27 protein-coding genes and 1 pseudogene are annotated in these 26,962 nt (G+C 41.7%); 13 read left to right on the top strand and 15 right to left on the bottom strand.

Annotation, left to right across the window (positions count from 1 at the left end):
- Positions 1 to 132 precede the first annotated feature (132 nt).
- The 4 genes from SJY28_RS13450 to SJY28_RS13435 all read right to left on the bottom strand — a co-directional run bounded on the left by SJY28_RS13450 (position 133) and on the right by SJY28_RS13435 (position 4,895).
- On the bottom strand, positions 133 to 1,473 hold the full coding sequence (locus SJY28_RS13450; protein WP_379544866.1) for a sensor histidine kinase: 1,341 nt from the start codon (positions 1,471 to 1,473) through the stop codon (positions 133 to 135).
- A gap of 127 nt (positions 1,474 to 1,600) precedes the next feature.
- The gene (locus SJY28_RS13445) at positions 1,601 to 2,296 is read right to left on the bottom strand and encodes a response regulator transcription factor (RefSeq protein WP_379544865.1); all 696 of its coding nucleotides are present in this window, start codon (positions 2,294 to 2,296) and stop codon (positions 1,601 to 1,603) included.
- 55 nt (positions 2,297 to 2,351) lie between these two features.
- A complete protein-coding gene (locus tag SJY28_RS13440; protein ID WP_379544863.1) occupies positions 2,352 to 4,064 on the bottom strand; it encodes a phosphoethanolamine transferase in 1,713 nt (570 codons plus the stop codon).
- A gap of 141 nt (positions 4,065 to 4,205) precedes the next feature.
- Positions 4,206 to 4,895: a Crp/Fnr family transcriptional regulator gene (locus SJY28_RS13435; RefSeq protein ID WP_379544861.1), complete on the bottom strand. Its 690-nt coding sequence runs from the start codon at positions 4,893 to 4,895 to the stop codon at positions 4,206 to 4,208.
- A gap of 85 nt (positions 4,896 to 4,980) precedes the next feature.
- Here SJY28_RS13435 and SJY28_RS13430 point away from each other — a divergent pair, with 85 nt between their 5' ends.
- Genes SJY28_RS13430 through SJY28_RS13420 form a run of 3 tightly spaced genes read left to right on the top strand, consistent with a single transcriptional unit; the run spans position 4,981 to position 6,653 of the window.
- A complete protein-coding gene (locus tag SJY28_RS13430) occupies positions 4,981 to 5,772 on the top strand; it encodes a class II aldolase/adducin family protein (protein WP_379544859.1) in 792 nt (263 codons plus the stop codon).
- A gap of 7 nt (positions 5,773 to 5,779) precedes the next feature.
- Positions 5,780 to 6,376 carry an alpha/beta fold hydrolase gene (locus tag SJY28_RS13425; RefSeq protein WP_379544858.1) on the top strand — a complete coding sequence of 199 codons (597 nt, stop codon included), beginning with the start codon at positions 5,780 to 5,782 and terminating at the stop codon, positions 6,374 to 6,376.
- A 13-nt stretch (positions 6,377 to 6,389) separates the two neighbouring features.
- The gene (locus tag SJY28_RS13420; RefSeq protein WP_379544857.1) at positions 6,390 to 6,653 is read left to right on the top strand and encodes an alpha/beta fold hydrolase; all 264 of its coding nucleotides are present in this window, start codon (positions 6,390 to 6,392) and stop codon (positions 6,651 to 6,653) included.
- Between the two features lie 479 nt (positions 6,654 to 7,132).
- On the opposite strand, the gene SJY28_RS13415 is transcribed toward SJY28_RS13420, so the two are convergent.
- From SJY28_RS13415 to truC, 3 genes are all read right to left on the bottom strand, one after another.
- On the bottom strand, positions 7,133 to 7,477 hold the full coding sequence (locus SJY28_RS13415) for a hypothetical protein (RefSeq protein ID WP_379544856.1): 345 nt from the start codon (positions 7,475 to 7,477) through the stop codon (positions 7,133 to 7,135).
- 130 nt (positions 7,478 to 7,607) lie between these two features.
- Entirely contained in the window at positions 7,608 to 8,000 is a 393-nt protein-coding gene (locus tag SJY28_RS13410; RefSeq protein ID WP_379544855.1) for a hypothetical protein, read from the bottom strand.
- Positions 8,001 to 8,215: 215 nt separating this feature from the next.
- Positions 8,216 to 8,989: a tRNA pseudouridine(65) synthase TruC gene (truC, locus tag SJY28_RS13405; RefSeq protein WP_379544853.1), complete on the bottom strand. Its 774-nt coding sequence runs from the start codon at positions 8,987 to 8,989 to the stop codon at positions 8,216 to 8,218.
- 268 nt (positions 8,990 to 9,257) lie between these two features.
- Between truC and SJY28_RS13400 the strand changes: the two genes are divergently transcribed.
- A complete protein-coding gene (locus SJY28_RS13400) occupies positions 9,258 to 10,196 on the top strand; it encodes a pirin family protein (RefSeq protein ID WP_379544852.1) in 939 nt (312 codons plus the stop codon).
- 227 nt (positions 10,197 to 10,423) lie between these two features.
- On the opposite strand, the gene SJY28_RS13395 is transcribed toward SJY28_RS13400, so the two are convergent.
- Entirely contained in the window at positions 10,424 to 10,702 is a 279-nt protein-coding gene (locus SJY28_RS13395; RefSeq protein WP_102078430.1) for a peptidylprolyl isomerase, read from the bottom strand.
- 272 nt (positions 10,703 to 10,974) lie between these two features.
- A complete protein-coding gene (locus SJY28_RS13390; RefSeq protein ID WP_379544850.1) occupies positions 10,975 to 11,610 on the bottom strand; it encodes a TetR family transcriptional regulator C-terminal domain-containing protein in 636 nt (211 codons plus the stop codon).
- 487 nt (positions 11,611 to 12,097) lie between these two features.
- On the opposite strand from SJY28_RS13390, the gene rutA reads away from it, so the two are divergent.
- The 9 genes and pseudogenes from rutA (at position 12,098) to SJY28_RS13345 (ending at position 20,336) form a co-directional block, all read left to right on the top strand.
- A complete protein-coding gene (gene rutA / locus SJY28_RS13385; protein ID WP_057761066.1) occupies positions 12,098 to 13,201 on the top strand; it encodes a pyrimidine utilization protein A in 1,104 nt (367 codons plus the stop codon).
- 14 nt (positions 13,202 to 13,215) lie between these two features.
- On the top strand, positions 13,216 to 13,935 hold the full coding sequence (rutB, locus tag SJY28_RS13380; RefSeq protein WP_379544848.1) for a pyrimidine utilization protein B: 720 nt from the start codon (positions 13,216 to 13,218) through the stop codon (positions 13,933 to 13,935).
- 75 nt (positions 13,936 to 14,010) lie between these two features.
- Entirely contained in the window at positions 14,011 to 14,394 is a 384-nt protein-coding gene (rutC, locus tag SJY28_RS13375) for a pyrimidine utilization protein C (RefSeq protein ID WP_057761062.1), read from the top strand.
- Between the two features lie 132 nt (positions 14,395 to 14,526).
- Positions 14,527 to 15,108: an NADH-dependent FMN reductase RutF gene (gene rutF, locus SJY28_RS13370; RefSeq protein ID WP_191114002.1), complete on the top strand. Its 582-nt coding sequence runs from the start codon at positions 14,527 to 14,529 to the stop codon at positions 15,106 to 15,108.
- Between the two features lie 35 nt (positions 15,109 to 15,143).
- Positions 15,144 to 16,502, top strand: coding sequence for a solute carrier family 23 protein (locus SJY28_RS13365; protein ID WP_379544846.1), 1,359 nt, complete (start codon positions 15,144 to 15,146; stop codon positions 16,500 to 16,502).
- A gap of 39 nt (positions 16,503 to 16,541) precedes the next feature.
- Positions 16,542 to 18,041 (top strand): CoA-acylating methylmalonate-semialdehyde dehydrogenase, encoded by a 1,500-nt coding sequence (locus SJY28_RS13360; protein WP_379544845.1) that lies wholly within the window; start codon positions 16,542 to 16,544, stop codon positions 18,039 to 18,041.
- Positions 18,042 to 18,149: 108 nt separating this feature from the next.
- A pseudogene (ribB, locus tag SJY28_RS13355) lies at positions 18,150 to 18,797 on the top strand (3,4-dihydroxy-2-butanone-4-phosphate synthase); the annotation flags it as partial.
- 147 nt (positions 18,798 to 18,944) lie between these two features.
- Entirely contained in the window at positions 18,945 to 19,721 is a 777-nt protein-coding gene (gene rutD / locus SJY28_RS13350; protein ID WP_201567281.1) for a pyrimidine utilization protein D, read from the top strand.
- A gap of 18 nt (positions 19,722 to 19,739) precedes the next feature.
- A complete protein-coding gene (locus SJY28_RS13345; RefSeq protein ID WP_379544844.1) occupies positions 19,740 to 20,336 on the top strand; it encodes a malonic semialdehyde reductase in 597 nt (198 codons plus the stop codon).
- Positions 20,337 to 20,776: 440 nt separating this feature from the next.
- On the opposite strand, the gene SJY28_RS13340 is transcribed toward SJY28_RS13345, so the two are convergent.
- From SJY28_RS13340 to SJY28_RS13315, 6 genes are all read right to left on the bottom strand, one after another.
- Complete coding sequence (locus tag SJY28_RS13340; protein ID WP_379545007.1) at positions 20,777 to 21,193, bottom strand: TSUP family transporter; 417 nt, start codon at positions 21,191 to 21,193, stop codon at positions 20,777 to 20,779.
- The gene (locus tag SJY28_RS13335; protein WP_379544843.1) at positions 21,171 to 21,551 is read right to left on the bottom strand and encodes a TSUP family transporter; all 381 of its coding nucleotides are present in this window, start codon (positions 21,549 to 21,551) and stop codon (positions 21,171 to 21,173) included. Before SJY28_RS13335 ends, SJY28_RS13340 begins: the two co-directional genes overlap by 23 nt.
- 175 nt (positions 21,552 to 21,726) lie before the next feature.
- On the bottom strand, positions 21,727 to 23,232 hold the full coding sequence (locus tag SJY28_RS13330; RefSeq protein ID WP_379544842.1) for a tripartite tricarboxylate transporter permease: 1,506 nt from the start codon (positions 23,230 to 23,232) through the stop codon (positions 21,727 to 21,729).
- A gap of 5 nt (positions 23,233 to 23,237) precedes the next feature.
- The gene (locus tag SJY28_RS13325; RefSeq protein WP_379544840.1) at positions 23,238 to 23,693 is read right to left on the bottom strand and encodes a tripartite tricarboxylate transporter TctB family protein; all 456 of its coding nucleotides are present in this window, start codon (positions 23,691 to 23,693) and stop codon (positions 23,238 to 23,240) included.
- Positions 23,694 to 23,809: 116 nt separating this feature from the next.
- Positions 23,810 to 24,823 (bottom strand): tripartite tricarboxylate transporter substrate binding protein, encoded by a 1,014-nt coding sequence (locus SJY28_RS13320; protein WP_191113994.1) that lies wholly within the window; start codon positions 24,821 to 24,823, stop codon positions 23,810 to 23,812.
- A 578-nt stretch (positions 24,824 to 25,401) separates the two neighbouring features.
- A complete protein-coding gene (locus SJY28_RS13315) occupies positions 25,402 to 26,691 on the bottom strand; it encodes an SLC13 family permease (RefSeq protein WP_238051833.1) in 1,290 nt (429 codons plus the stop codon).
- Positions 26,692 to 26,962 lie beyond the last annotated feature (271 nt).

Here is a 26,962-nt window from a genome sequence, read left to right as displayed (position 1 = left end):
AGACGGGAGAGGTTAAGAAAACGTTAAGAGGATATAGGGAAATGAGAATAAAGCATAATGGGTGTTTAAATTTTTATTTCCCAATCAGTAATTATGATTAGGAAATGAATATGTCTTTGAGCTATCACGAGGTTATTTATAATAAATACTAAAGGTGCTACCACCTGAGCGATTAGCTTGGTGAGTGAGCTGCCAGCCCATATGCGACATGATACGCTGGACGATACTGAGTCCTAGACCTGACCCTTCAACCTTATGTTTTGTCTCATGCTCTGACGATAGGGTTGTTTGCTCGTCTTTATATTGAGACTCTAATCGCTCAAACCGTTCATAAAGTAAAGGCATCATCGCTTCAGGAATACCTAAGCCAGTATCAGTCACCATAATTTTTTCGTCATCGATAGTAATGGTTACTTCGCCATCATCGGTATATTGAAACGCATTTTTAATGAGGTTGCCCAATGCCATTTTTAGTAGTTCGGGACGTACGTAAGCGCTGTATTCTTGCTCAGCAATTACCTGACAAGTAACAGACTTATACCGCAGTAAGTATTTTAGGCGCTGCATTTCCGCTAAAGCGATATTGTTGATAGAGGTTTGCGGTGCGTCTAACTTTTCAGGCGCGCGCGATAGTAGAAGCAGGGCGGTGATAATCTCAGAAGTTTCTTTGGCAGTAGTGCTGATGCGATTGGTAAATTCATTTAAGTGGCTGTCAGCGTCTAATTGCGAGGCCAACACTTCAGAAGCTCCCATGATAATAGTCAACGGCGTACGCAGCTCATGACTGACATCACCAGTAAACAGTTGCTCGCGCTTGAGGTACTGTTCTAACTTGTGGTTTTTATCATCGATGGCCCGTGCCAAGACACCAACCTCAGATGGCAAATGTGTTAAATCGCTTAAGTTATGATGGTCGGTTTCGACAGCTCGCTTCAAATCCAATAGAGGCTTGATGATTTGTTTGGAAGACAACTGAGAGAAGATAGCGGCGATAAGTAAGCTTAAAATAACGGCTACTTTTAGCGTATCTGCAAATATGTCTTCTAGGTGCTCAAATATCGCCAAGACTGGATAATTTTCCATTACCATTTCGGTGTTTTCTAGGTAAGTCAAAATATAGGTTTGACCGTCTTGGGTGTAGGCGAAAAGATGCAGGTTGGCATGACCTGCTCCAGAGGCTTTATTAACAGTGACAGAGGCTTCTTGCACCGTGTCATTGGCTATCGCTTGCAAACTGGTAGGTGCTTTGTCATAGCGATAAATCTTGATACCTGGGTCAGCGACATAGATAGGCTGGTCACCGTACTTTTCTTGACTAAGCTCTAGCTGCTGCAATAGGCGAGCCTTGACCAAATCTTGCTCTATTCGGCTCTCTGCGTACAAGAAAATACTGACAAAAGCTGCGCACAGTAATAACGCGAATATGAAGTAAGACAGTCTGAATTTATTGGCTATCGAGTCTATATTGAGCATGGCATGGGACAACCTAATAGAAGAAGGCGATATATAACAGGGCTATATATAATAGAGCGATAAATACGATACGGTCAGTCGATTAGTAAATTGGATGAGGTTTATTCAATTCATACTATAATGATGACTACGCGCTTGCTGATTTATTAGGGTCAACAACTTGGTAACCTACGCCAGGTACTGTGACTATCATAGGTGTGTCAAATGGCTTATCAACCTGCGCCCGCACGCTGTGCATATGGGTGCGCAGTGCATCACTACTCGGTACATCTAGCCCCCATACTTTTTCTTCAATCTCAGTTTTACTGACGACGCGAGGTGCGGCACTCATGAGGATGTGCAATATTTTAAAGCCAGTTGGGGTAAGCTTCAGTGATTGTCCGTCGCGCATAATAGTATGCTCACTGTTGTTCAAGGATAGCGCTCCGACAGCAATACTGTAGGCAAAATGATCGTCCTCGGTGCGACGTATGAGCGCTTTGATACGGCACTCCAGCTCAACCAACGAAAACGGCTTAACCAAATAATCGTCAGCACCGCTATCAAACCCAGCGACTTTATCTAAGATTGTATCGCGAGCCGTAAGCATTAGCACGGGAGTCTTGTCATGCAACTCTTCTCTGAGCTTTTTGCACAGCTGCGTGCCATCCATACCCGGTAACATCACATCTAGCAGTATCACGTCATAGCGATTGTTTGAGGCAAGTGTTAGCCCGCTATAACCATTATGTGCGTTGTCCAACTCAAACCCTTTTGGCTCAAAAAAAGCATAAATATTGGCCACGATATCGGGGTTGTCTTCAATGACGAGTATCTTGTACATGATGCTGACCTAAAAATAGTAGCTACCTAAAAGATGGAGCAATATAAAAACAGATTTAGTTCTTCACTTTAAAAAAGGTTGGCGCACCTTTGACTTCATCGGTCGTAATACCAAAAAAGCTAAGCAATGTCGGCGTAATAAAATCGTGTGACACTGGCTGATTGACCATACTAGAAAGACTGTCAGTATCGATACTATTGCTGTTGGGCGACCAAACTATCGTAGGCACGTGTTTTTGGGTATCTGGTGCGAACTTATAGGGCAAGCCGTGCAAGTAGATATTATTTTCACCCAAACTCTCCCCATGATCACTAATATATACCATTACCACATCATAATCTTGCTCATAAGGCTTTAACGTATCAATCACATTATTCAAAAAATAATCGGTATAACGAATCCCATTATCGTAGCCATTTATCACAGACTGAGCATCACATTTAGACAGCTCATTGGTCATGCAAACAGGGTTATATTTTTCAAATTCTTTTGGATAGCGCTGGTAATAGGCGGGGCCATGATTACCCATTTGATGCAGCAAAATAAGCGTGTCTTTCGGCATCTCTTTCTGTGAGCTGCCTGATTTAACCAGTTCATTAAACCCGTCAAGCATACCGATATCTCGGCATTCGACATCACAGTTGGGGTTTGTGTCAGCTGTTTTGTAGTTTTCAAAAGTAACGCGATCAGCCACGCCTTTTGAGCTAGAGTTATTGTCGCGCCAAATGACATTGATCCCTTGCTTGCTTAGCGTATCTAGTACGTTTTCATTATACTTGGCTGTATCGATATCGTAGTCTGTTCGATTTGCATAGCTAAACATGCAGGGTACGGAGTAAGCCGTAGAGGTTCCGCAGGAGACAGCATCTTCAAAGCTATAAAGGTCTGACTGCTTTGAGAGCAGCGGTGTGGTATTGCGTGTATAGCCGTTCAAACCGAAGTGATCAGCGCGAGCCGTTTCCCCAACCACAAACACCATTAGTTTTGGTTTGCCGCTACCATCCACACTATTAGCAGGTGCCACGCGCTTTGCGTCTGTCGCATGCAGCGTCAAAGTATCAGGACGGCGTAGCTCATCGACATAGTTTTCGCCAAGTTTGATCGTAGAGTAAATAGGCGTGATCGGGTTGGCATAAGAACGGACTTGTTTATGCTGACGAAAGAAGCTGGCGTACTGGTCACCAAAGGGTAAAAGACACGCCGCGATGACTGCGATAGACAATATCAGCGTGGCTGTCTTTTGTAGTATGCCTCGCTGCCACGTAAAGCGTTTTAGACGAATTTTGCTAATGATAAATGCTGGCAACACGCCCAGTAGCAGCACCCGAATGACCATGCTAGGGGCAAACAACCCCATCGCCTCTGCTTGATCGGTCTCTAGACTGTTGATCAGCATGTTTGTGTCAAATATCGTCCCATAAGCATCGGTAAAATAACCACAGATGGCAGCAGTAATCAGTAGCGCAATCAACACTGGTTTGGCAATGGGACGATAGCAAAGCAGCTGTAATACCAGCCACATCAGTCCAAACAACAAACCAGTAATAGACAGGATGAATCCGATGTTTTTGCTAAATGGATAGATAGCCAGCACCTGCTCAAAAAACCCAATATTTGCGGTCGCTACCAAATATAAAGCCACAATGAAAATAAGATAACTGAGACTTATCTCACGATCATAGAGCTTACTAAGGTAGCTGGTCTTTGTATTGGCGTTGGGTGCTTTGATTTTTAGCACATTGGTCTTGATGACTTGAGGTATGGACATACAGATACTTCTCAACAGATGGTAGGAAACGTCATTCCTTACCATAGCAAGTGGTCTGTTAAGAAGATGTTAAGGCAGTTGATGCTAACTATCATAAGTTGGATGTTGTGTGGATTGTTGAAACGATTTTATATATTCAAGTCAGGCAGGATTCATCATTGCCATCAACTGGGGCTTGTCCTTTATGGTGATAAAACCATAGTGCATATCGATAAGGCTCTGCTTTTGCCACGATTGAATGATTTTATTGATGGTTTGTCTGGTAGTACCAAGCATAAAGCCAAGCTCTTCTTGCGATAAGCGCAGATCTATTTTGATATCGTCTCCTATTTGCTGTCCATAAGTGTCAATCAGTCCAATCAGCATGCTAGCCAATCGCGCTGAGGTATTGAGTGAGGTAGCATCGTCAATCCAATCAAATGCTCGGCGAATTCGCTCGCAGGTTATAAGCGCGAGGTGCTTGTATAAAATCGGATGCAACTGCGCTGTTTGAATCACCAGATTTCTAGGGATAGAGATGAGCGTTACTTTGTTAATCGTCCACGCATCATGGGTGCGAGGATTGTCATCTATGATAGATATCTCACCAAACCACTCGCCACTAGATAGATGCGCCAGTGTCATAGCATGGCCACTAGCGCTCACATTACAGACCCTAATCGTACCCGACACGACAAAGTGTAGCGCCGCATCATCGTTGTCACCGATGGCATGAATCATTTGGCCTTTTTGGTATACCTTTAGCACCGCATCGCCTGCCAGTAGCGGCTGCACAATGGCTGGTAGTTGACTAAACCATGGGTCGTTATTTAAATAATGATTGATATTCATAAGTGTAATGTTTTTGACAGATTTGGTTTTATGAAATGGTGTAAAGTAATCATTCAGGATATCTAACACAGTAAAGGAATACACCATGCAAACAACTATGCAAACCGTGACATCAACCGATTCAACCTCGAGTGTACACCATAATATGAGCGAACAAGAGTGGCAGATGCGCGTAAATCTTGCCGCCTGTTATCGAATGATTGCCTCTTATGGTTGGGATGATTTGGTATTCACTCATATCTCTGCGCGCGTACCAGGTACTGAGGATGAGTTTTTAATCAATCCGTATGGGATGTTATTTGAAGAGATTACCGCCTCTAGTTTGGTCAAGGTCAATAAAGCAGGCGAAAAAGTAGCGCCATCAGAGTTTGAGGTTAATCCAGCTGGATTTATTATTCATAGTGCTGTGCACGAGGCTCGTGATGATGCGCATTGCGTTATTCATCTGCACACAAATGATGGCGTTGCCGTCTCAGCGCAAGAAAAAGGCCTGTTACCTATCTCGCAACAATCATTATTTCCGCTATCCAACTTGGCATACCACGACTACGAAGGTGTCGCATTAAACCCTGAAGAAAAAGTACGTTTGGTTGCTGATTTAGGCGATGCTCACTTTATGATTTTGCGTAACCATGGTCTGCTCACCTGTGCCGATACGGTTGCCAATGCGTTCTTATACATGTATATCATGCAAAGAGCTTGTGAGATTCAGATCAAAGCGCAGAGCGGAGGAGGTGCCTTGACGCCGATACCAGCACAAATATTGGCCGGTATCCAAGCTGCCTCAGAGCAAGTCACCCGTGGCGCGAATGGCGATATCGCATGGCCTGCACTGTTAAGAAAATTGCGCCGCACCGACCCGTCATTTGAAGAGTAAGTCGCTAATGATAACTCTTGATGAGTGGCAACGGCAGGGGCAATATGAATCCATTAACGGGCATCAAATATTCACTCGGTATGCAGGGGACAAGAGTGCGCCTGCATTGCTATTGATTCACGGTTATCCTAGTGCTAGCTGGGACTGGGAGGGCATGTGGGATGCGCTAACCAACCACTATTATGTCATCACCCTCGATATGCTAGGGTTTGGGCTGTCAGATAAACCTAAAAATGCGCGCTATCTAATCAGTGAGCAGGCCGATATTTATCAAGCGGTTTTAGAAAAACTGGGTGTTAGTGATTATCATATATTAGCGCATGACTATGGTGATACGGTGGCTCAGGAATTGCTAGCCAGACAAGTAGAAGGGAGCGCTGAGCGACACATCGCTAGCGCATGCTTCTTAAACGGTGGTCTGTTTCCTGAGACGCACAAACCTATCTTGGTACAGAAGCTACTGCTATCGCCATTGGGACCTCTGGTATCAAAGCTGATTAATAAGCAGAAATTTGCGGGCAGTCTACAACGGATATTTGGCCCCGAACACGCAGCCCACAGTAGAAGTGATAGATACGCTATGGCAGCTGTTAAGTCACAATGATGGATTGGGTGTGATGCATAAGTTGATTAACTATATGCCACAGCGTCAGCAGTACCGCGAGCGATGGGTAGGCGCGATTATCAACAGTACTGTACCGGTTAAATTGATCGCAGGTGCCAAAGACCCTATCTCAGGTCAGCATATGATTGATCGTTACCGTCAGCTGATACCCAACGCTGATATAACCAATGTGCCTATGCTAGGTCACTATCCGCAGATAGAGGATGCAGCGGCAATCACAGCGGCCTATCTACAATTTAGATGCAGTATTCTGTAAATACAGTTCAATCTAACAAACGCAGAGCATCAAATGGTGCTCTGCGTTTTTTTATTCTCTTATCATCTTTTAGCTTTCAAGAAAAATGTATAAGTTTAAATGAGACTAACATCCGTGAGCGCAGTCACAGAGCTGTGCAAAAGGTTTTTGATAAAATGATCACCAAAAAACGGTGAGTTATCATTAAGTGAGCTATATGCGCAGTGCTACAAGATATTGATGACTTGATAAAAAGATATTTTGAAAAACTTGAGGTTTTGGAGCGTAGTCTAAGAGACTATCTTTTAAGTGTATTATGAGAATATAAAGTACTCGAGTAAAGCCTAACAGATATAACTATCCTTAAAAGCTGTTATAAGTGGTTCCATTATACCAGTCTGTTTTAAGTAGTCTGTTAATAGGTTTTTGGGGTGAAATAACTGGTTCCGTTGGGGTATACTCTAATTAAAACCTCTTATCAGTTTTACTAAGTTATTTGATCAAGGTCTATGACCCAATTCTTTTTGAAATTTAAGCCAAGGTTCAATTTGCCCTTCAACGATACCTTCATAAGTTTCCCAATCATTTTTTAGAAAGTCGTAGAGTATAGGATGCATGCTATCATTCAGACCTGCTGATAAATCACCCGTTGTTAAGTCTAAGTAACTGTCTTCTAACACCTCTATGTTATAGACTTCATTTTCCCTATATACTATTAAGCCTTGGTAAGTACTACAGCTTGCTAAATAATAAGTTTCAACTTTATTCTCACTATAGTTTTTACCTTCATAAACACTATATATGTATATGAAGTCAATATCATTCTTACTCAATGCTCTAATCATAATTTAAAATTCTACCCATCTGTTGAATTGAGCTATGCTTTCAATTTTTTAGTTACTAAGTTCATATCTAGAACTAGCAGTTCGATGCCTGTATAGCGCACCGATCACGTATAGAATACGCAGATAAACCCTAAAAAAACGTACTCATTCTTAAGCCGGAGGGAGTACTTTCAATTACATTATTGTTTTTTGGGATGAATATCCATGTATCAAAACTTACAGCTGTAACGTCGTCAAAAGCATTTACTATCCTTTCAACAGTAGTCTCTAGAATCGGGTGTGCTGCATCATTCCAGATAATAAAACAGTTATCTGCTAGTGTGAGATTTATTTGATTTTTAATTTCTTCTATACAGTTTAGTAGCACTTTTTTATCAACCTTGTTCCAGTCAATTCCTCCGTTACCACTAGTTCGTATCGGAAATGAGCTAACAAACTGACTCATTACTTTCCTAGACTCTTCATTTGCTAACACTCTAACTTCTTTAAGAGCAACTGAAGCTTCATCGAATAAAACGTTCATACAAATGGCCTGTTAAATTGTTTAAGATAATTAAGAATAATTCGATTGAATCTTGAAAAACTCACTTCGTGTACATTAGCAAGTACATCGTGACTACCTAAATAGCTCAAGATACTAATACCACTAGCCCACAGCTTAGTGTTCAAGCCCTCACTAGGGAACCGAACCTTTAGCAGCCGTATTTTGGCTTTTTTCACTGACTATTTTAGATAAGTTTAGGCTTTAGCGCTGTCTACCCAAGAGAACTCTTCTAAGATACGCATCCATTGATCGTCTAATCCTGCTGTTAGTACTAGTGGCTCACCAGTGACGGGGTGGCTGAGCGCCAAAGTCTGTGCATGCAGCAACATACGCGTGCAATCATAATGAGTACGAAAAAATCGTGTGTGACGTATATCGCCGTGACTGGTATCACCCACGATGTGATGGAATACATGTCTCATGTGCCGACGCAACTGATGTTTGCGTCCAGTTTCAGGCGTTAAGCGAACCAGACTATAGCGGCTAGTGGCATGCTTTTTTGATACTGCAAATGGCAGTTCAACTTGTGCCAAACTCTGCCAGTGGGTGACCGCTTCTTGAGCAGGTTTATCTAAGTTGGCAAATTTATCGGCAATGGCGTCAGGCTTAAAGCTCAACGCATAGTCAACAGTACCTTGCTCATACATAAATCCGCGCACCACAGCCAAATATTGCTTGGTCACTTTGCGTTCAGTAAACGCTTCGGTAAGGCTACGTGCCACGGCTGAACTCTTAGCAAATAACAATACACCTGATGTGGGTTTGTCTAACCTATGTACTGGAAACACATGGCAGCCTACCGCATCACGGGTGAGCTGCATGGCAAAGCGTGTCTCACCTTTGTCCAGCCAACTGCGATGCACCAACAGACCAGCTTCTTTATTAATCGCTACTATATACTCATCTTCATAGATAATTTCTATTTGATCAGCAGTATTGCCTTCGATATCCATGTTGTCATTGCTCATATTTTAGATGCGTCAATTATATATCCTTTTTATTGTACCTGTAGTGGCATAATAAATTTAGATAGTGCTGCAGAGAAAGTAAGCAGTAAAACTACCGCACCGATGTTTATATCTTTGCTATTAGCAGCAGCGTTAATATAAATGGTAAAACGCTAAATGATAAGACGTCAGATGCCAATGTATTAGGCGTGGAAGTACCAACAACCATTCAACACTTTTCTACGCTCATTATTTGTAATATATAGAGTATCAAGAAAGGAGTAATTTCATGAGTATTCAAACGTTAGAGCCAAAACTGGCTAGCGTCGGCGGTATTCCAATCGCACGTTTACTACCTAACAAAGGCAAAAAGCCGATCGGTGCGTGGTGCTTTTTAGATCATGCAGGTCCTGCTGATTTTGATGAAGATGACGAAGGGATGCAAGTGGGTCGCCATCCGCATACTAACTTGCAGACTTTCAGCTGGATGCTAAATGGTGAGGTGCTACACAAAGACAGTTTGGGCAATGAACAAGTTATTACCAAAAACCAAGTCAATGTCATGACCGCAGGTACGGGTCTGCACCAAGGTATCAGTCATACAGAACAAAGTGTCTTTCCAGATACGGGTGGTTCAGAAAATGCCGCACGTGGTATCAGTATGGTACAGCTATGGATTGCGCTTCCCACCGATCAGAAAATCGAACGCAGTTTTCATCATTATCCTGAGCTACCGACATGGAGCGAGGGCAACGTAGAGATGATACTGACGACAGGCAGTTATACCAATACATCAGGTGAGACATTTGAAGCGCCTACCATTCAGTATTCTAAACTGGTCGGTATAGATGTGTACTTTAAGCAAGATGGCGAAGCGACATTGAATTTAGAGCCAAACTTTGAGTACGGGATTTTGGTTTCAGAAGGGGAGGTAGAGTCTGAAGGCAAGGTCTGTCAGCAAGACCAGTTATTCCGTTTTAATGATAGTGATGTCGCCAATAACAAAAGTATTAAGCTGGCTGCCAAACAAGGCACACGTATCATGTTTATCGGCGGCGAACCGCTTAATAATCAAGTGCTAATGTGGTGGAACTTCGTTGCTGATAACAAAGCTGAGATTGAGCAATCTATTATTGATTGGAATAATGGCCATGAGCGTTTCGGCAATGTTGACTCTGATATGAAACGTTTGCCAGCACCTGAACTACCGAAAGGTTTCAAAGGCTAATTACAGTTTGTCTCGCCCCTCACTATTTGACCTTAACTCGTAGAAAACTGCTTAAGTAAAATACTGTTTAAATAAAATAAGGGGAGTTTGACGTAAGAATTAGAAAGGATAGGTCGACCAAAAACCAAATCCTGATTCGCACATAATTACCACGATGATAAATCATATATGAATCAGGACAATATTTGAGGCATACTCCAGTTGGCTTACAATCAGAGCGTCAACGCTTAAGTTCTATAAAGGACTTTTACGACATGCCAGCCAAATTTGGTCTTTACTAGATGCGGAGTAAATAGTTCGCCGGTAAAGCAAACCTTATCGAATGGCCCTACCATATCACCTTTGCCAAACTCACCTAAACTGCCACCTTTTTTACCTGATGGGCAGGTTGAGTATCGTTTGGCCAGTACATCAAACTTAGCGCCTTTTTTAAGCTTGGCAATAATGTCCTCAGCTTGTTCTTTATGTTTTACTAAAATGTGCAATGCGCTAGCGGTACGAGCCATAATGTAACCCTTTCATAAAATATCAATTATCGGGGCATTATATCACTACTTACCTTGGTTGCTAACCTCACTTGTAGGTGCTGAGTTCTCCCAAGTCATCCTTATACAATCGTGACTATAGGGGTTGGAGAAAAGAAGTTTTAGTCATGTAATGTTTTATTTAAACTACATCTTTATTTAAATTACAGTCCTTAAATGACGGACATAAAAAAAGCCTCAATCTTCGGATTGGGGCTTTTCGAATTGGGTAGCCGTACTTTACTCATATCAAATCACGGAATCAAACTATCTACCAAAAGCTGAGTACTAGTGTTTAATGCCTCATTAGCGAACTTCTTATTTCTCAAGCTATGATTGCACACTGCTTCAGTTTGAATAGAAAAGTCAGAATAGTGCTGAGTCACCGCCCAAATATGAAAAATTAAATGGATGGCAGACACGGACTTAATCTTGTTATCTGCAATCCAGCCATCAATCACTGCCACCTTTTCACGAACCAAAGACCTCAAAGGGCCTTTTAATACGGCCATCAAATGAGGTGCCCCTTGTATAATCTCTAACGCATACAGTCTTGATGCTGCCGGTGATTTTTTTGAGATTTTATACTTTTCTTCAATATAGGTCTTAAGGGCAACCCTTGGATCTTGGTTGGCGTTAATCTCACTCAAAGGCGATAGCCACTTACTCAGCACCTTTTCTAAAACAGCAACATACAGAACTTCTTTACTTTGAAAGTAATAAAATATATTCGATTTGGATATGTCAGCCTCTTCGGCAATTTGCTCCATGCGCGCGCCATTTAACCCCTCTTGGGAAAATACGATCAATGCAGCATTGATGATATGTTCTTTCTTTTTTAATATCTTTGCACTCGTCTCTGTCTCTTCTTTTAGTGCGTATTCTTTCACTATATTTTCCCTCACCGTAAAGCCATATGAACCTAATTTTAAATGATAGTTGATTCAATTTAAAAAAGGGTCGAAGTAACCAAAGGCAGATGCTACTGGTTGATCAAAATAGATATGCCAACTACTTCAACAGCGAGCAATACCATATCGGTTTACAGGTTTACCGACTAAAGCAGCCTGCTGTTGACCAGTCTTTTCTGCTGCTTATTCCACCTTATCTTCATCCAAACCACCATCAAAATGTACTTATAAATAATTTATACATTTGTGCACTATTTTATAACATTTTGCACCAATTTATAACAGCCCGCACTATTTTTCTGCATATTTTTAGACCATATGGTTTAATAATTTTTGTGAAAAAAATATATAAGTTATTGATAAATAAGAATTAATTTATTTGGCATAAATTATGCTACATAAAAAACATGAAATAATCTTTATTTCTTTTATCGCTCTTTTCTTCCTCAAACGTATAGGTGAAATCATGGAAATAGGTATTTTTTGTCCGATTGGTAACAATGGCTGGTTAATTTCAAAAAACGCGCCGCAATACAAGCCAACATTTGAGCTAAATAAACAAATTGTGCAACGGGCTGAGCACTATGGTTTTGATTTTGCGCTCTCGATGATCAAACTGCGCGGTTTTGGCGGGGAAACTGAGTTTTGGGATTATAACCTCGAGAGTTTTACTCTGATGGCAGGACTCGCGGCAGTAACGTCCAAAATAAAAATCTATGCCACATCAGCAACGTTGGTCATGCCACCTGCGATCGTAGCGAGAATGGCATCAACGCTTGATAGCATCTCAAACGGGCGTTTTGGATTGAATGTCGTGACTGGCTGGCAAGAAGCAGAATATGGACAGATGGGCATGTGGCCAGGTGATGATTATTTTGGTAAGCGCTATGACTACCTATCTGAATATGTACAAATTTTAAGAGATCTTTGGGCAACAGGCCAATCTGATTTGAAGGGTGAGTTCTTTCAGATGAATGACTGTCAGGTGAAGCCTATTCCAAAAGCGGATATGAAGATTATCTGTGCGGGCCAATCAGATACAGGCTTGGCGTTCTCTGCAAAATACGCTGATTACAACTTTGTCTTCGGTAAAGGTCTGAACACGCCAACTGCCTATGCCGGTATCAATGATCGCTTAAAGGTACACACGGATAAGACGGGTCGTAACGTTCCGACCTATGTCCTCTTTATGGTCATTGCAGATGAGACCGATGAAAAAGCCCAAGCAAAGTGGCAATCATACAATGATGGTGCGGATTTCGAAGCCATTGATTGGTTGCAGTCGCAAGGCGGTAAGGACAAAACATCAGGCAAAGATACCAACGTTCGCCATATGGCCTCAAGCGTTTCACCAGTCAATATCAATATGGGTACGCTTGTCGGCTCTTTTGAAAATGTCGCCAGTATGTTAGACGAAGTCGCTGAAGTACAAGGTACGGATGGCGTTCTACTGACCTTTGATGATTTCGTGCAAGGCGTGGAAGATTTTGGTAGCAGAATTCAACCGCTGATGCAGAGCCGCATCAATGTTGATACACCAGTTGCCAGCCAAGCTGTCAGCGAAGCCTAATAAAAGGAGCAAATATGAATTCGGTTAATACAATTTGTGCAGACTTTACCAAGGAATCCTCTCCTGTTTTAGAGTCGTTGCCTGAACCTATCAAGTTAGATCCATCCCAGACGGCATTGATCGTCGTGGACATGCAAAACGCGTATGCCAGCCAAGGTGGTTATCTAGATTTGGCTGGGTTTGATGTCACAGCGACCAAACCTGTCATCGATAAAATCAAGCAAGCCGTGGCTATTGCCCATCAATCTGGCATACAAGTCATCTACTTTAGAAATGGCTGGGACAATAAATATGTAGAGGCTGGTGGTAGTGGATCGCCCAATTATCACAAGTCAAATGCCCTAAAAACCATGCGTAAGAATCCTGAAATTGAAGGAACGCTATTGGCAAAAGGTGGCTGGGATTATGAGTTGGTCGACGAGCTTAGCCCTGCGCCTCAAGACATCGTTATAGATAAACCTCGATATAGCGGCTTTGCGAACACCAACTTCGATAGTGTATTGCGGTCACGTGGCATACGTAATTTATTGCTCACAGGTATCGCGACTAACGTCTGTGTTGAATCTACGCTTCGAGATGGATTTTTCCTTGAGTATTTTGGGGTGTTATTAGATGACGCTTGTTATCAAGCAGGGCCAGTAGAGGCTCATGACGCTACACTATATAACGTAAAAACCTTTTTTGGTTGGGTCTCTGATGTTGCCAGCATGCAGCAGTGTTTTTCAGATAGCTAATATTTTACCTAGCCAGTTTTTAGAAATCTAAACCAAGCGTTTCATACTTAACCTAACCGCAATAGGAATGTAGATATGTCTAAACAAGTGATTATCCCTGAAGGTACTAGCAAACCATTAGCCCCTTATGTACCCGCTACCAAGGCCGACAACATCGTTTATGTCTCGGGCACCTTGCCCTTTGATGAAAACAACGATGTCGTACATGTGGGTGATGCCGCTGCTCAAACCCGCCATGTGTTAACAACGATTCAAAACGTTATTCAAACTGCTGGCGGCGATATGGATGATGTGACCTTTAATTCGATCTTTGTAAAAGATTGGGCAGATTATGACGCGGTCAATCAAGTCTATGCAGAATTTTTTCCCAATGAAAAGCCAGCAAGATTTTGTATTCAATGTGGATTGGTTAAACCAGATGCTTTGGTCGAAATCGCGTCCATAGCGCACATTGGATAAAAACCTGTTTAAAAATAACTGCAGTTAGTGAATTTAAAGTTACCTGACATTGAACCCCCTAGCATTGGACTGTAGTAGGGCGCTTTAGTTGACTACACATGTGGCGGAATATTGTTTAAAAGGAAATGACAGATGAATACAGTAATTAAAGAAAGCCAAGTAACGCAATCCTCATTAATGAAACATAAGTCTAAAGAATCATTCACCTCTACGGCAGGAAACTTAACCGACATGCAGCAGTCTTTTAGAGATGCAATGAGCAAGTTGGCGGCTGCAGTGAACATTATTACCACTGAGGGTCCAGCAGGGCGCGCAGGATTTACCGCCTCAGCGGTATGCAGTGTCACTGACGAACCGCCAACCCTATTAGTGTGTTTAAACAGAAGCGCTTCTGTATACAAATTTTTTAAAGAAAATATGGTGCTATGCGTCAACACACTTGGTCTTGAACATAAAGATTTAAGCGGTGTGTTCGGCGGTAAAAAGGCGCTGGAAGAAAGATTTGAGCAAGGCAACTGGTCCACGCTGTCAACCGGATCGCCTGTATTAGAGGACGCCAGCATCTCTTTTGATTGCAAAATCAAACTCATCAGCTCGGTGGGGACCCACGATATTCTTATTTGTGAAGTGTTGGATATCAAACACAAGCCTGATTGTGAAAGTCTCATCTATTTCAATCGAGACTACCATCAATTGAGTAAGTGCAAAAACTAAGTATCACACCTCTACTTTTTTTAAGGATATTTAAAATGGATAAATGGTTTGTGAAATGGCGTCCCTATACTGGGAACCTAGAAACGACACCGGTAGGTATCAATGAATACTTACCAATGGGTAAAAGTGTGGTGTTAGGCGCACAGCACTCATTCGCAATGTTTGGTGCGACAATCTTAGCTCCCTTACTGATGGGCTTTGATCCTAGCTTGACCATGCTGATTACGGGTATAGGTACGATACTTTTCTTTCTGATTACTGGGGGTCACGTACCAAGTTATTTGGGCTCTAGTTTTGCATTTATCGGAGCGGTTGCAGCAGTAACAGGGTATAGCGGCACTGGTATCAATCCAAATATTGGTATTGCGCTGGGAGGTACCGTTGTCTGCGGGGTTTTATATGCATTGATGGGTCTGCTGGTGATGAAAACAGGGACAGAGTGGATTGAGAACTTGATGCCACCTGTGGTCACTGGGTCCATTGTGATGATTATCGGGTTGAACTTAGCGCCGGTCACCATACAAAGCGTCATCGGCAGTAGCTTTGACTCTTGGATGGCATTAGTCACCGTATTGTGTATCTGTTCAGTCGCCGTATTTACCAGAGGTATGGTCAGACGCCTGTTACTGTTAATCGGATTGGTCGCTGCATATTTTATTTATTTCCTATTAACCAATGTATTGGGCATGGGCACGCCTATTGATTTTAGTCCAATTGCAAATGCCGCTTGGTTCGGTATTCCAACCCTTTATTCTCCTGTCTTTGAGACCAGTGCCATATTAGTCATTGCACCTGTCTTTATCATCTTGATCGCTGAAAACCTTGGGCATTTCAAAGCAGTAGAAGCCATGACTGGCAAAAGCATCTCGCCTTATATGGGTAGAGCGTTCTTCGCTGACGGCCTTTGTACCACGCTTTCAGCCTCGGTAGGCGGCACTGGTATGACGACTTATGCAGAAAACATCGGCGTGATGGCCGCGACCAAAATCTACTCTACAGTCGTCTTTGTCATAGCAGGTGTCTTTGCAATCTTATTGGGTTTATCCCCTAAGTTTGGAACCTTGGTAAGTACCATTCCTGTGCCTATTTTGACCGGTGCTTCAATCGTTGTCTTTGGTTTAATCACGATCGCTGGTGCGCGCATTTGGATGAATGCAAAAATTGATTTCAGTAAGAATGGCAATATGTTGGTAGCCGCCGTCCCAGTAATCTTAGGTACTGGCAACTATTCACTAAACATTGCAGGCTTTGATTTAGGCGGTATCGGTACCGCTACTTTCTTGGCCATTCTTATGAATCTCGTTTTCAATTTTAAAAACAAACAAAAAGAGATGAGCGTGACCACTGAGAGAGAAATCGCTACATCAGAGCCGCTCTTAAAACTCAATCCATAAAATTAAACCCTACTTGATATTACCTTAAGGAATCGTGTCATGAATACAGAACCACGCAGCGTACAACAATTGATTAATGGCGAATTTACCGAGTCAACTACCACAGAATGGATTGATATCACCAATCCAGCCACGCAAGAAGTTATCGCCAAGGTACCACAATCAACACCTGAGGAAATCGAGCAAGCTATCAAAACGGCATCTGAAGCCTTTCAGAGCTGGCGTGTCACACCAATCAGCAAAAGAGCGCGTGTGTTTCTAAAGTATCAACAACTGATACGTGAAAATATGGATGAGTTGGCGGCGCTACTGACTGAAGAACAAGGTAAGACACTGGCAGATGCTAGAGGTGATGTATTTAGAGGTCTTGAGGTCGTAGAGCACGCCTCAGGTATCGGTAACTTGCAACAAGGTGGCTACATCGAAAACGTCGCCAGTAGTGTTGATATGTATACCGTTCAACAGCCAATAGGTGTCTGTGCAGGTATTACTCCCTTTAATTTTCCTGCCATGATTCCTCTATGGATGTTTCCAATGGCCATCGCCACAGGCAACACATTCATCTTAAAACCCTCTGAACAAAATCCAATCGTTACCATGAGATTGGTCGAGTTGGCCCTTGAAGCAGGTATACCAAAAGGGGTGTTAAGTGTCGTTCATGGTGGTAAAAATACGGTGGATGCGCTGTGCGATCACCCTGACATAAAAGCAATATCTTTCGTTGGTTCAACAGCAGTTGGTAAGCATGTCTATGATCGTGCCGGTCAGGCTGGTAAACGCGTGCAATGTATGATGGGTGCAAAAAATCATGCCGTTATCATGCCTGACGCCAATAAAGAACAAAGTCTGAATCAGCTAGCAGGAGCGGCATTTGGTGCAGCAGGGCAGCGATGCATGGCACTGTCTGTCGTGGTATTGGTTGGAGAGTCTAAACAGTGGGTTGATGAAATTGTAGAAAAATCAGCACAGCTGGTAGTGTCTGCTGGCAAGGATGATAAAGACTTAGGTCCGCTAATATCTAAGCAAGCCAAAGCCCGTGTCGAGCGCTTAATTCAAGCGGGAATTGATGAAGGGGCAACTCTCAGACTCGATGGCCGTGGTTGTCAGGTAGCAGGTTATGAAGAGGGTAACTTTGTTGGCCCGACTATCTTAGATAATGTAACCACTGATATGAGCTGCTATACCGAAGAGATTTTTGGCCCTGTCCTATGCATTATGTATGCCGACACGCTTGAGGAAGCCATTAAGATTATCAATACCAATCCGAATGGTAACGGCACTGCCATTTTTACCCAGTCTGGCGCCCATGCACATAAGTTCCAACAAGATATCGATGTTGGACAAGTTGGTATTAATTTACCAATTCCAGTACCGCTACCGATGTTTTCGTTTACAGGATCTAGAGCCAGTAAGCTCGGTGACTTAGGTCCTTATGGTAAGCAAGCGGTACAGTTTTATACGCAGACCAAAACAGTAATCTCACGCTGGTTTGATGAAGATGCTAGTGAAGGTGTAAATACCACTATTTCTATGAAGTAGCTATACGGCCTAGCAAACGTAGGACGTTATGTAGAGCGTGTGATTAATTGATAATAGGCTCTACATAACAACATACAAAAGCAAATATAAATGCAAATGGTGGATTTTATGAATATCAATACAATACCAGAAATCATTGAAGATATTAAAGCAGGCAAGATGGTTATAATCATGGATGATGAGGATAGAGAAAATGAAGGTGACCTAATCATGGCAGCCACTTTAGCCAAACCTGATGATATTAACTTTATGATCACCCATGCCAGAGGTTTGGTTTGTTTGACCTTGACCTCCGAGCGTTGCAAAAAATTAAAACTACCTCTGATGTGCAAAGACAACCAAGCACCTTATAGTACAAATTTCACCGTTTCTATTGATGCAGCAAAAGGGGTAAGTACCGGAATATCAACGGCAGACAGAGCTCAGACTATCAGAACTGCCGTGTCTCAAGACGTTACCTTTGATGACGTCGTAACCCCAGGTCATATTTTTCCATTAGTGGCTAAAGAAGGCGGTGTTTTAGAGCGGGCTGGGCATACCGAAGCAGGTTGCGATTTAACGAAGCTGGCTGGCTTGGAGCCTGCTGCAGTTATTGTAGAGATTATCAACCAAGATGGTGAAATGGCTCGCAGAAATGATCTGATGAAATTCGCCGATACTCATAATCTAAAGGTTGGCACCATAGATGCATTAATCAAATATATCAAGTCTCAAGAGGCTGTTGAAAATAAAAGTAAAAATGAAAGCGAAGTCGAAAATTTAGAAGAAACCGTAGCGTATGAATATGATGAAAGCGATGAGCGTACCGTTGAATTGATTTAATAAATTTAATTTAACTTGATTTTATAAGCTATTAGATACTTTTACCGCAATTTGAATTTTGCTGAAATTGGATGAAACCCTATGTTAGTTAAAAAATATCCTTGTAAGAACGACACGTCAGAAACGGTCGTATTTAGTTCAGGTTTAGGCGGGCATGCTGATTTTTGGTTACCTCAAATTGAGAGTTTTACCGAGCATTACAATGTGATTTGCTATGAACAAGAAGGGGTGTCGCCTGATAGTGCTCTCTTACCTGATAACTATTCTATGCAAGATTTAGCAGAACAATTAATCGAAATTTTAAAACAAGAAGAGCTGTCTAATTGTCATTTTGTCGGTCACGCACTTGGCGGATTTATCGGTATGGAAGTCGCTTATAAAGCGCCAGAATTGTTAGATAAACTGGTCATCTTAAATGGATGGGAAAGCCTAGATCCTCACACTATTAAATGTTTTAGCATGCGAACCAGTTTGCTGCAAGACACAGGGGTAGAGGCATTTGTACGTGCCCAAGCGATATTTTTATACCCACCGATCTGGATCTCAGACAACATAGATACACTCACGCAAAAAGAAAATAAAGCCATCGCTCACTTTGCGCCAGTCGAGAACGTCTCAACGAGACTAAAAGCCTTGCAGGCTTATCAACCCCTGATAAATGCCAAGCATATCAAAAACAAAACACTAGTTTTAAGCAATCTTGATGATGTTTTGGTGCCATGGCAACGCGGTCTGGCTTTAGCCGATAATATACAAAATGCTCAATTTGAGTTGATGGTAACAGGTGGCCATGCCAGTACAATCACAGAAACCTGCTCAACCAATAGCAAAATCCTTCAATTCTTATCCAAAAATTAATATCAATTAGGACGTACTATGACTGATTCCCTATCGTTAACCTCAGAAGGTCTTGACCAACTGTTTGGCAAGGCCAGATCCTTTAACGCTTGGCAAAAAAAAGACGTACCAGATGCACTACTTGAAGAAATCTACCATTTAGTTAAAATGGCACCTACCTCGGCCAACTGTTCACCGGCGCGGTTTGTATTTCTTAAATCTGATGACGCTAAAGCGAAATTAGAGCCAGCCCTATCATCAGGTAATATCGAAAAAACAATGACAGCACCTGTCACCGTGATTGTCGCTTATGATGAAGAGTTTTATGAGCAACTTCCCAAATTATTCCCACATACGGATGCCAGATCATGGTTTAACTCTAGCCCTGAACTCATAAAAGAAACGGCGTTTAGAAACAGTTCTATGCAAGCCGCTTATCTGATTTTGGCTTGTAGAGCCTTGGGTTTAGACACAGGCCCAATGTCTGGGTTTAATAATGAATTAGTGGATAACACCTTTCTTAAAGATAGCAAATGGACTTCAAATCTACTGATTAATATAGGTTATGGTCAAGAAGATCAATTGTATAGCCGTCTTCCAAGATTGGACTTTGATGAGGCTTGCCAGATCTTATAAACACAGACGATTCATCCATGTGAAAGGGTAGCTGTTTTCGACTGGGTTATTAAGTGAACTATGATGACGCTTAATAACCATTTTTGATTACAAAGCTTTGAAACTAAAGGTTTTCCGCTACAGCTCTGTTATTGCAGGCATAAAAACAGCCCCAATCTTGAGATTGGGGCTATCTACATTTGGCAAACATAATATGATTCGAACCAACGATCTCTACTATTTTAAAGTAGGTCAACTGGATGTTATGGAGTGACAATATCTTACATGTATTGATTCTATCGAATTATAGGTATTATATGGTTGAACAACAACAATGTAAGTTGTAATGCAATTAATAAAAATACTGTACGCAGATATTCAATCAGTAAAAATATATGCGGTGAAAGTACTGTCATTGTTTATGCAAATGTACTATGAATAGTTATGGCATAGAAGAGTCTCTAGAACAGCACATCAATATTTCTTATTATCATTATTAGGCCACTTATTACCATTAGTATCAGCAGCATAATTCTAAACTGGCTAATACTAATGCCTGCTAAAAAGCGTTTGCCAATGATATTGCCAATCACGGCGCCCAGTCCTAATACAAGACCATACGCCCATATCTTGACGGTGAGTATCCCAAAAAAGGTGTAGCTGACGATTTGTACAATACCTACAAAGAAAGAATTAGCCGTTTTGGTAGCAATAAGGCTTTCTTTTTCCAGTCCAGCATTCATATAAAAGGGGTTAAGTATAGGGCCGAGGCCACCCACCAATGTGCTCATAAAAGCAATGGCAAAGCCCACAGGTACAAAACCTACTTTTGGCATATCAAATGTCTTGCTTACCTTACCAAACTTGTATTGGAAAATAGTAGAAACTAAAAATGCCCCGAACCAATAATTGAATCCAGCCTGCGTCTAAACGACTAAATACCAATGCGGCTAGCCATGCACCTACGATAGCGCTTGGGACATAATATTTGGTCAATGACCAATCAATATCATGCCAAAATAGATAAAGTCGCGATGCATTACTCAGAAAGGTAGCCACGTTGATCACAGGTGGTGCAATCGCTGTCCCTACCATCGAAGAGGTAACTGGTATCAGTAGCATAGCACCGCCACCACCAGATATAGTGGAGATAATAAAAGCGACCATGCCAGCGATCAACAAACCTACTAAATGCCAAGTTGGAATGGTTTGCAATAAATCTAAAACAAAGAGCACTATAAAATCCTATTTCATAAGTGACATCAAGTAGTGATGTTTTGCTAATTTTGGACAGCTGACAAAAAGAGTTAGGAGTGCTAAGTAACTGTTGAAAGTATCTCTAAAAAAACGGTGGCCATACATAGAGTATAACCACCGCCGGAGAGAGATTTAGAGACGAACTAGCAAGAACTTATGCAGCAGTCTTTTTAAAACGCTTACGATACATTTTACGAATGATTGGCATGAATATCATGACAACTACCAGGCCCCATAGTGACACAGTGATTGGGCTACTCCATAGAATAGACATCTCACCTTGAGAAATAGACAAGGCACGTCTGAGGTTAGACTCCATGAGCTCTCCTAGTACATAACCTAGAATAAGGGCTGATAGAGGGAACTGTAATTTACGTAAGAAATAACCAAATATCCCAAGTCCTACCATGAATACCATATCAAAGGTCGTGCTGTTGATAGAGTAAACACCAACAAAACTAATAGCAGCAATAGATGGTATCAAGATATAGTTTGGTACATTAAGTAGCTTAGAAAATACACCAACCAAAGGAATATTCATTACTAACAAGATGACGTTACAGATGAATAATGAAGCGATAAGACCCCAAACGATGTCTGGCTGTTCGGTAAATAGCTGTGGACCTGGCGTGATGTTATACAAAGTCAACGCACCCATCATGACCGCTGTCGTACCAGAACCAGGAACACCCAAGGTCAACATCGGTACAAATGAACCACATGCTGATGCATTGTTAGCCGCCTCTGGAGATGCTAAGCCACGAAGATCGCCTTCACCAAATTTGCCACTGTCTCCAGCAATTTTGCGTTCACTAGCATAGGTCATTGCACTCGCGATAGTTGCACCTGCACCAGGCAAAATACCAACGAAAAAGCCCATTATGCCACTACGCACCATGGCGCCAATGGTGAAGAGAAATTCTTTTAGGTTAAATAAGCTACGCTTACCTTGCGCGATAATTTTCCCACCAGTACTGGTTCTTTCGAGCAAAATCAAGATCTCACTAACACTGAAAAAGCCAATAACGATCGTTGTGAACTGAATACCATCAGATAAGTTGACTGAATCAAAGGTATAGCGATAGATACCTGTGACCGCATCGACACCAACAGTAGCCAGACCCAAGCCGATTAACGCTGACACTGCTGTCTTGATAGGTTGATCACCAACCAAACCACTCAAACAGCAAATCGCGAATACCATTAATACGAAATATTCAGCAGGTCCAAAAGACACTGCCCATTTAGCCAATAGAGGTGCGAACAAGACCACACCAATGGTCGCAATCGTAGAACCGATAAATGAAGCAACCGCAGAGATGGACAAGGCGATGCCAGCCTTGCCTTGAACCGCTAGCGGGTTACCATCCAATGAGGTCATAACCGCCGCGGCAGATCCCGGCACGTTAAGTAGAATGGCAGAAATACGACCGCCATATTCACAACCAAGATAAACAGCCGCTAGTAAGATAAGTGCACTCTCGGGTGGTAGACCAAGGGCAAAGGCAAAAGGCAATAGAATTGCCACACCATTAATAGGGCCAAGGCCAGGCAACATGCCTACAACTGTACCAATAAAAGCGCCAATGAGTGCAATCAGTAAGTTTTTGGGCAACATCGCTACGCCAAAACCTTGCATTAAAAAGTCAAAAGTTTCCATAATAGCTATCCCATTATTCCTGATAATATTCCAAGTGGCAGAATCACATCCAAAGCCATGTCAAATAAGACATACAGGGCGATACTGATCACAACTGAAAAGATAAGGCTTTTAATAGGATTTCCGGCAAATAATAAACCAACCGCAAAACACATCAGTGTGGTAGCAACCACAAAACCTAAAGGCTCGAAAATTAAGCTATAAATTAATAATGTGCTGACACACAGCACAAGATTTCTAAGCACGACGTTGTTATAGCCCAAATCGATGACTTTCGTAAATCGTGCTGGACGAAAGGCAATAACCAAGGTCAAAAGTGCCGTAAGGGAGAAAATCAAAATAGGATAGGGTCTAGGGCCGATAGGATCATAGGCAATAGGAGCAACGTAACCAATAGCTAAATAGACCAAAAATAAGCTAAACAGCCCCATTAATCCAGAAAACGCACGTTCCATTGTCATAGAAGTATTCCTTAAATTCCAAAATAAGAAGGTTGATAGATGTCTCATCTGTCAACCTTCGATAAATACTATAAAAATCAGTATTCAATCATTAAGGGGATATGATCTGAGTAATGCTACTTAGCTGCAGCATCAACAAGACCGTACTCAGCAGACAATTCACGTAGCTCACCTGTACGTTTATAAACGTATGCTTCTAGCTCATCACCAGTCATAGAGAATGGTAGTAGCTCTTGTTGCTCGCGTAATTCAGCGAATTTTGGATCCGCAAGCATGTTATCAAAGCTTGCTTTCCACCAGTCATAAGCGGCAGGGCTGACATCTGGACCCATGTAATAACCACGCATGACAGGCCAAGTAACGTCATAGCCTTGCTCTACAGCAGTAGGAATATCGGCCATAGTGCCGCCCAGTCTTTCATCTGCAAATACAGCCAATACACGTAATTTGCCAGCAGTGGCTTGTGGCATGATCTCAGCGATACCAGCACTTACGACAGTCACATGGTTACCCATGACCGCTGTAATAGCCTCGCCGCCACCTTCCATCGCAACATAAGTCATATCGCTAGGATTGACCCCAACCGCTTTAGCTAAAATAGCTGTCTGCATCCAGTCCTGACCGCCAACACTACCACCAGCGGCGAAACTGATTGCTTTTGGATTTGACTTAAGCTCAGCGACCAATCCTGCTAAGTCTTTGATAGGTGAGTCTGCATTGACAGCGATAGCACCATAATCAGTACCAACGGCTGCTAGCCATTTCACGTCTTTTTCGGTGAATTTACCAAATTTACCTTGCGATAAATTTAGGATAGAGCCAGTAGAGAAAGCAATGATTGCATCGTTATTAGCACGATCATTGGCAACAATTTTGTTGTAAGCAACAGCACCCACACCGCCTGGCATATAAGTGACTCGCATTGGATCTTCTAATAGGCCGGTATCTCTTAAGCCGGCTTGAGCAAGTTTACAAGTCAAGTCAAAGCCACCGCCTGGTTTTGCTGGGGCGATACATTCTGGACGTGAAGGGGCGTCATAACTGGCATCAGATGCTGCCGTATCAGATTTATTACATGCGGTAAGGGTGAGTACAGAAAGGCCAAGAGCCAAATAGGATAGTTTGTTCACACGACACTCCTTGTGTGTATTTTTAATGAATAGCTCAATAGAATTATGAGCAAAATAATAAAGTGATGACAGATGAAGTTCAGATCATCCTGACAATAACTACTAAACTTCATAAAAGTAGAGTTTTTAGCGTTTTGCAAAAGTAACAGAATATTATAGAAATAACAAGAAACATATGTATGTATACATGAATTTTATTTTAAGATACTATCACAATGACTGATATGAAGTTATTTATCGTCTTAATATCAAGAGAAAGAAAAGACAGAAGAATATTCAAAATACAAGATGTTTATGTTGATAAAAAATAATGAATACAATGATTTATAGAGATTTATAACCGTGAGAGAGATATTACAAACGTGCTAGGGTATGCTTTTTCGGATAAGGAAAAGAGATAACTCGGTAGATGAGGTCAGTGAGATGAGACTAAGCGCTATGACGGGCAATTCATTAGGCATTTAAGAAGTTTGATTGTATATGTTTGTCAAAAGACAGCTGCATCAAAACTGTCTTTTGGGAGAGATTTGCTTAAGGGTAGGGCTTGTTCCCATTCTCAACATAGGAACATATACTAGCTAAAACAGCAGCTGAATAATGAAAATGGCTAATATGCCAATACCAATATCTAAGGGTACCGCTTTGAATAGTAGCGCATTAAATAGCTTGTTTTTTTCTATAACTACTTGAGAAGCGCCCAACATTAGACTGCCTCCTGATGAGAAAGGGGAGAGTGATGAGCTTTGTGCTCCCACCACAATACAGGTAAATAACAATAGAGGGTTAAGTCCAGAGGCAACGGCTAAAGGCAGCACCATAGGAAATAGAGTAGGAGCGACTACGCCAAGTGTACTAGCAAAGATTGACATGATTGCGCTAATAACAAATACCAAAATTGGTATCATCCAGATAGGGACGTTGGTACTTAGCCATTCTGTTAGCTCGTAAATAACACCGATCTCAACGCCAAGGCCGATTAGCATGCCGACCCCACAAATCATAATAAGCGTATTCCAAGGAATTAAAGCAATTACTGTTTTTTCGTCCCCTAATTTTAATAATAAACTGATTAAGGCAAAAATAATGGCGATAAAACCAATGTCAATCCGAGCGTTTAAAAACTGAATTGCTTCTATGTTAGGCATTAGGAGATTTAAGATGGGTACAATAAGCACGATAGCCATCATGATAAAAATCAGCATAATAGATTGTTTTTGCTTATTATCGAAAGGCTCTGGTACTATCGTTTGAATCGCAATTTTGCTATTTTTGGCATTAAAAAAGCAATAAATACCTAGGACGATCACTGGCATGAGAAAGGTAACTGCGAAGACACCTAAAACATAAGTAAAGGTATTATCATTTGCAACGCCGGCCCCGCGCATCAGCTCTCGAAAGATAACCCCGCTTTGTGAGGTGATAAAGTTAGCACCAGCCAATGCACCATAGTTAACAGATAAAGTAGCAATGACAAGATTCAAATTAGTACGTTTAGACAATAACAGAATCATAGGTGCCATCGTGGCTAAGACGGTGTAATAACCAGCTCCTAAGCCAGCAACGATCGTAGCAGCAAAGAAAATAACCAAGGGTAAAAACTCGGGAAAATGACGGCATCTATAGATCAAATGATTCGATAGTTTTTCTAAAGCGCCATTCGCTAAAGGAAAGTTATAGAAGAGAGTAACGGCAAAAATAACAAAGAAAATTTTGAGAGGCCATAGCTCAACAATTTCATAAGCGCTCATTCCCATACCGAAACAGCCGATGAGGTATGAAAATGCAATAGCAAATAGACCAATATTGATCTTGGTTGTATAGCCCAAAATAATACATATTACTATTGCGGCTAGAATATAAAGAGTCATTACTGTCCCTTGAGCTTAACTACATGAATTCTATAGAGAACTGTATTGACTTCTATAGGTAAAGAGCATTACGAGAATATTGACAAACAACTTTCTAGATTACAGAATCGTATAAGCCTGAAATGTACGTATAAATAAGTGGAATAATAGCAAAAAAAGTAATATGAATTAGATAAGATTGTCCACAAAGTGCCAGACAGTCGTTAGTATTGCAATGATATATAAGGTTTTCTTAGCGCTTAAGATAGAGTACTCCGTTATATTCCAATCT

Source organism: Psychrobacter sp. R86515, from assembly GCF_042466315.1.
Lineage (GTDB): Bacteria > Pseudomonadota > Gammaproteobacteria > Pseudomonadales > Moraxellaceae > Psychrobacter.
This window is presented reverse-complemented; position numbering and strand designations above follow the sequence as displayed.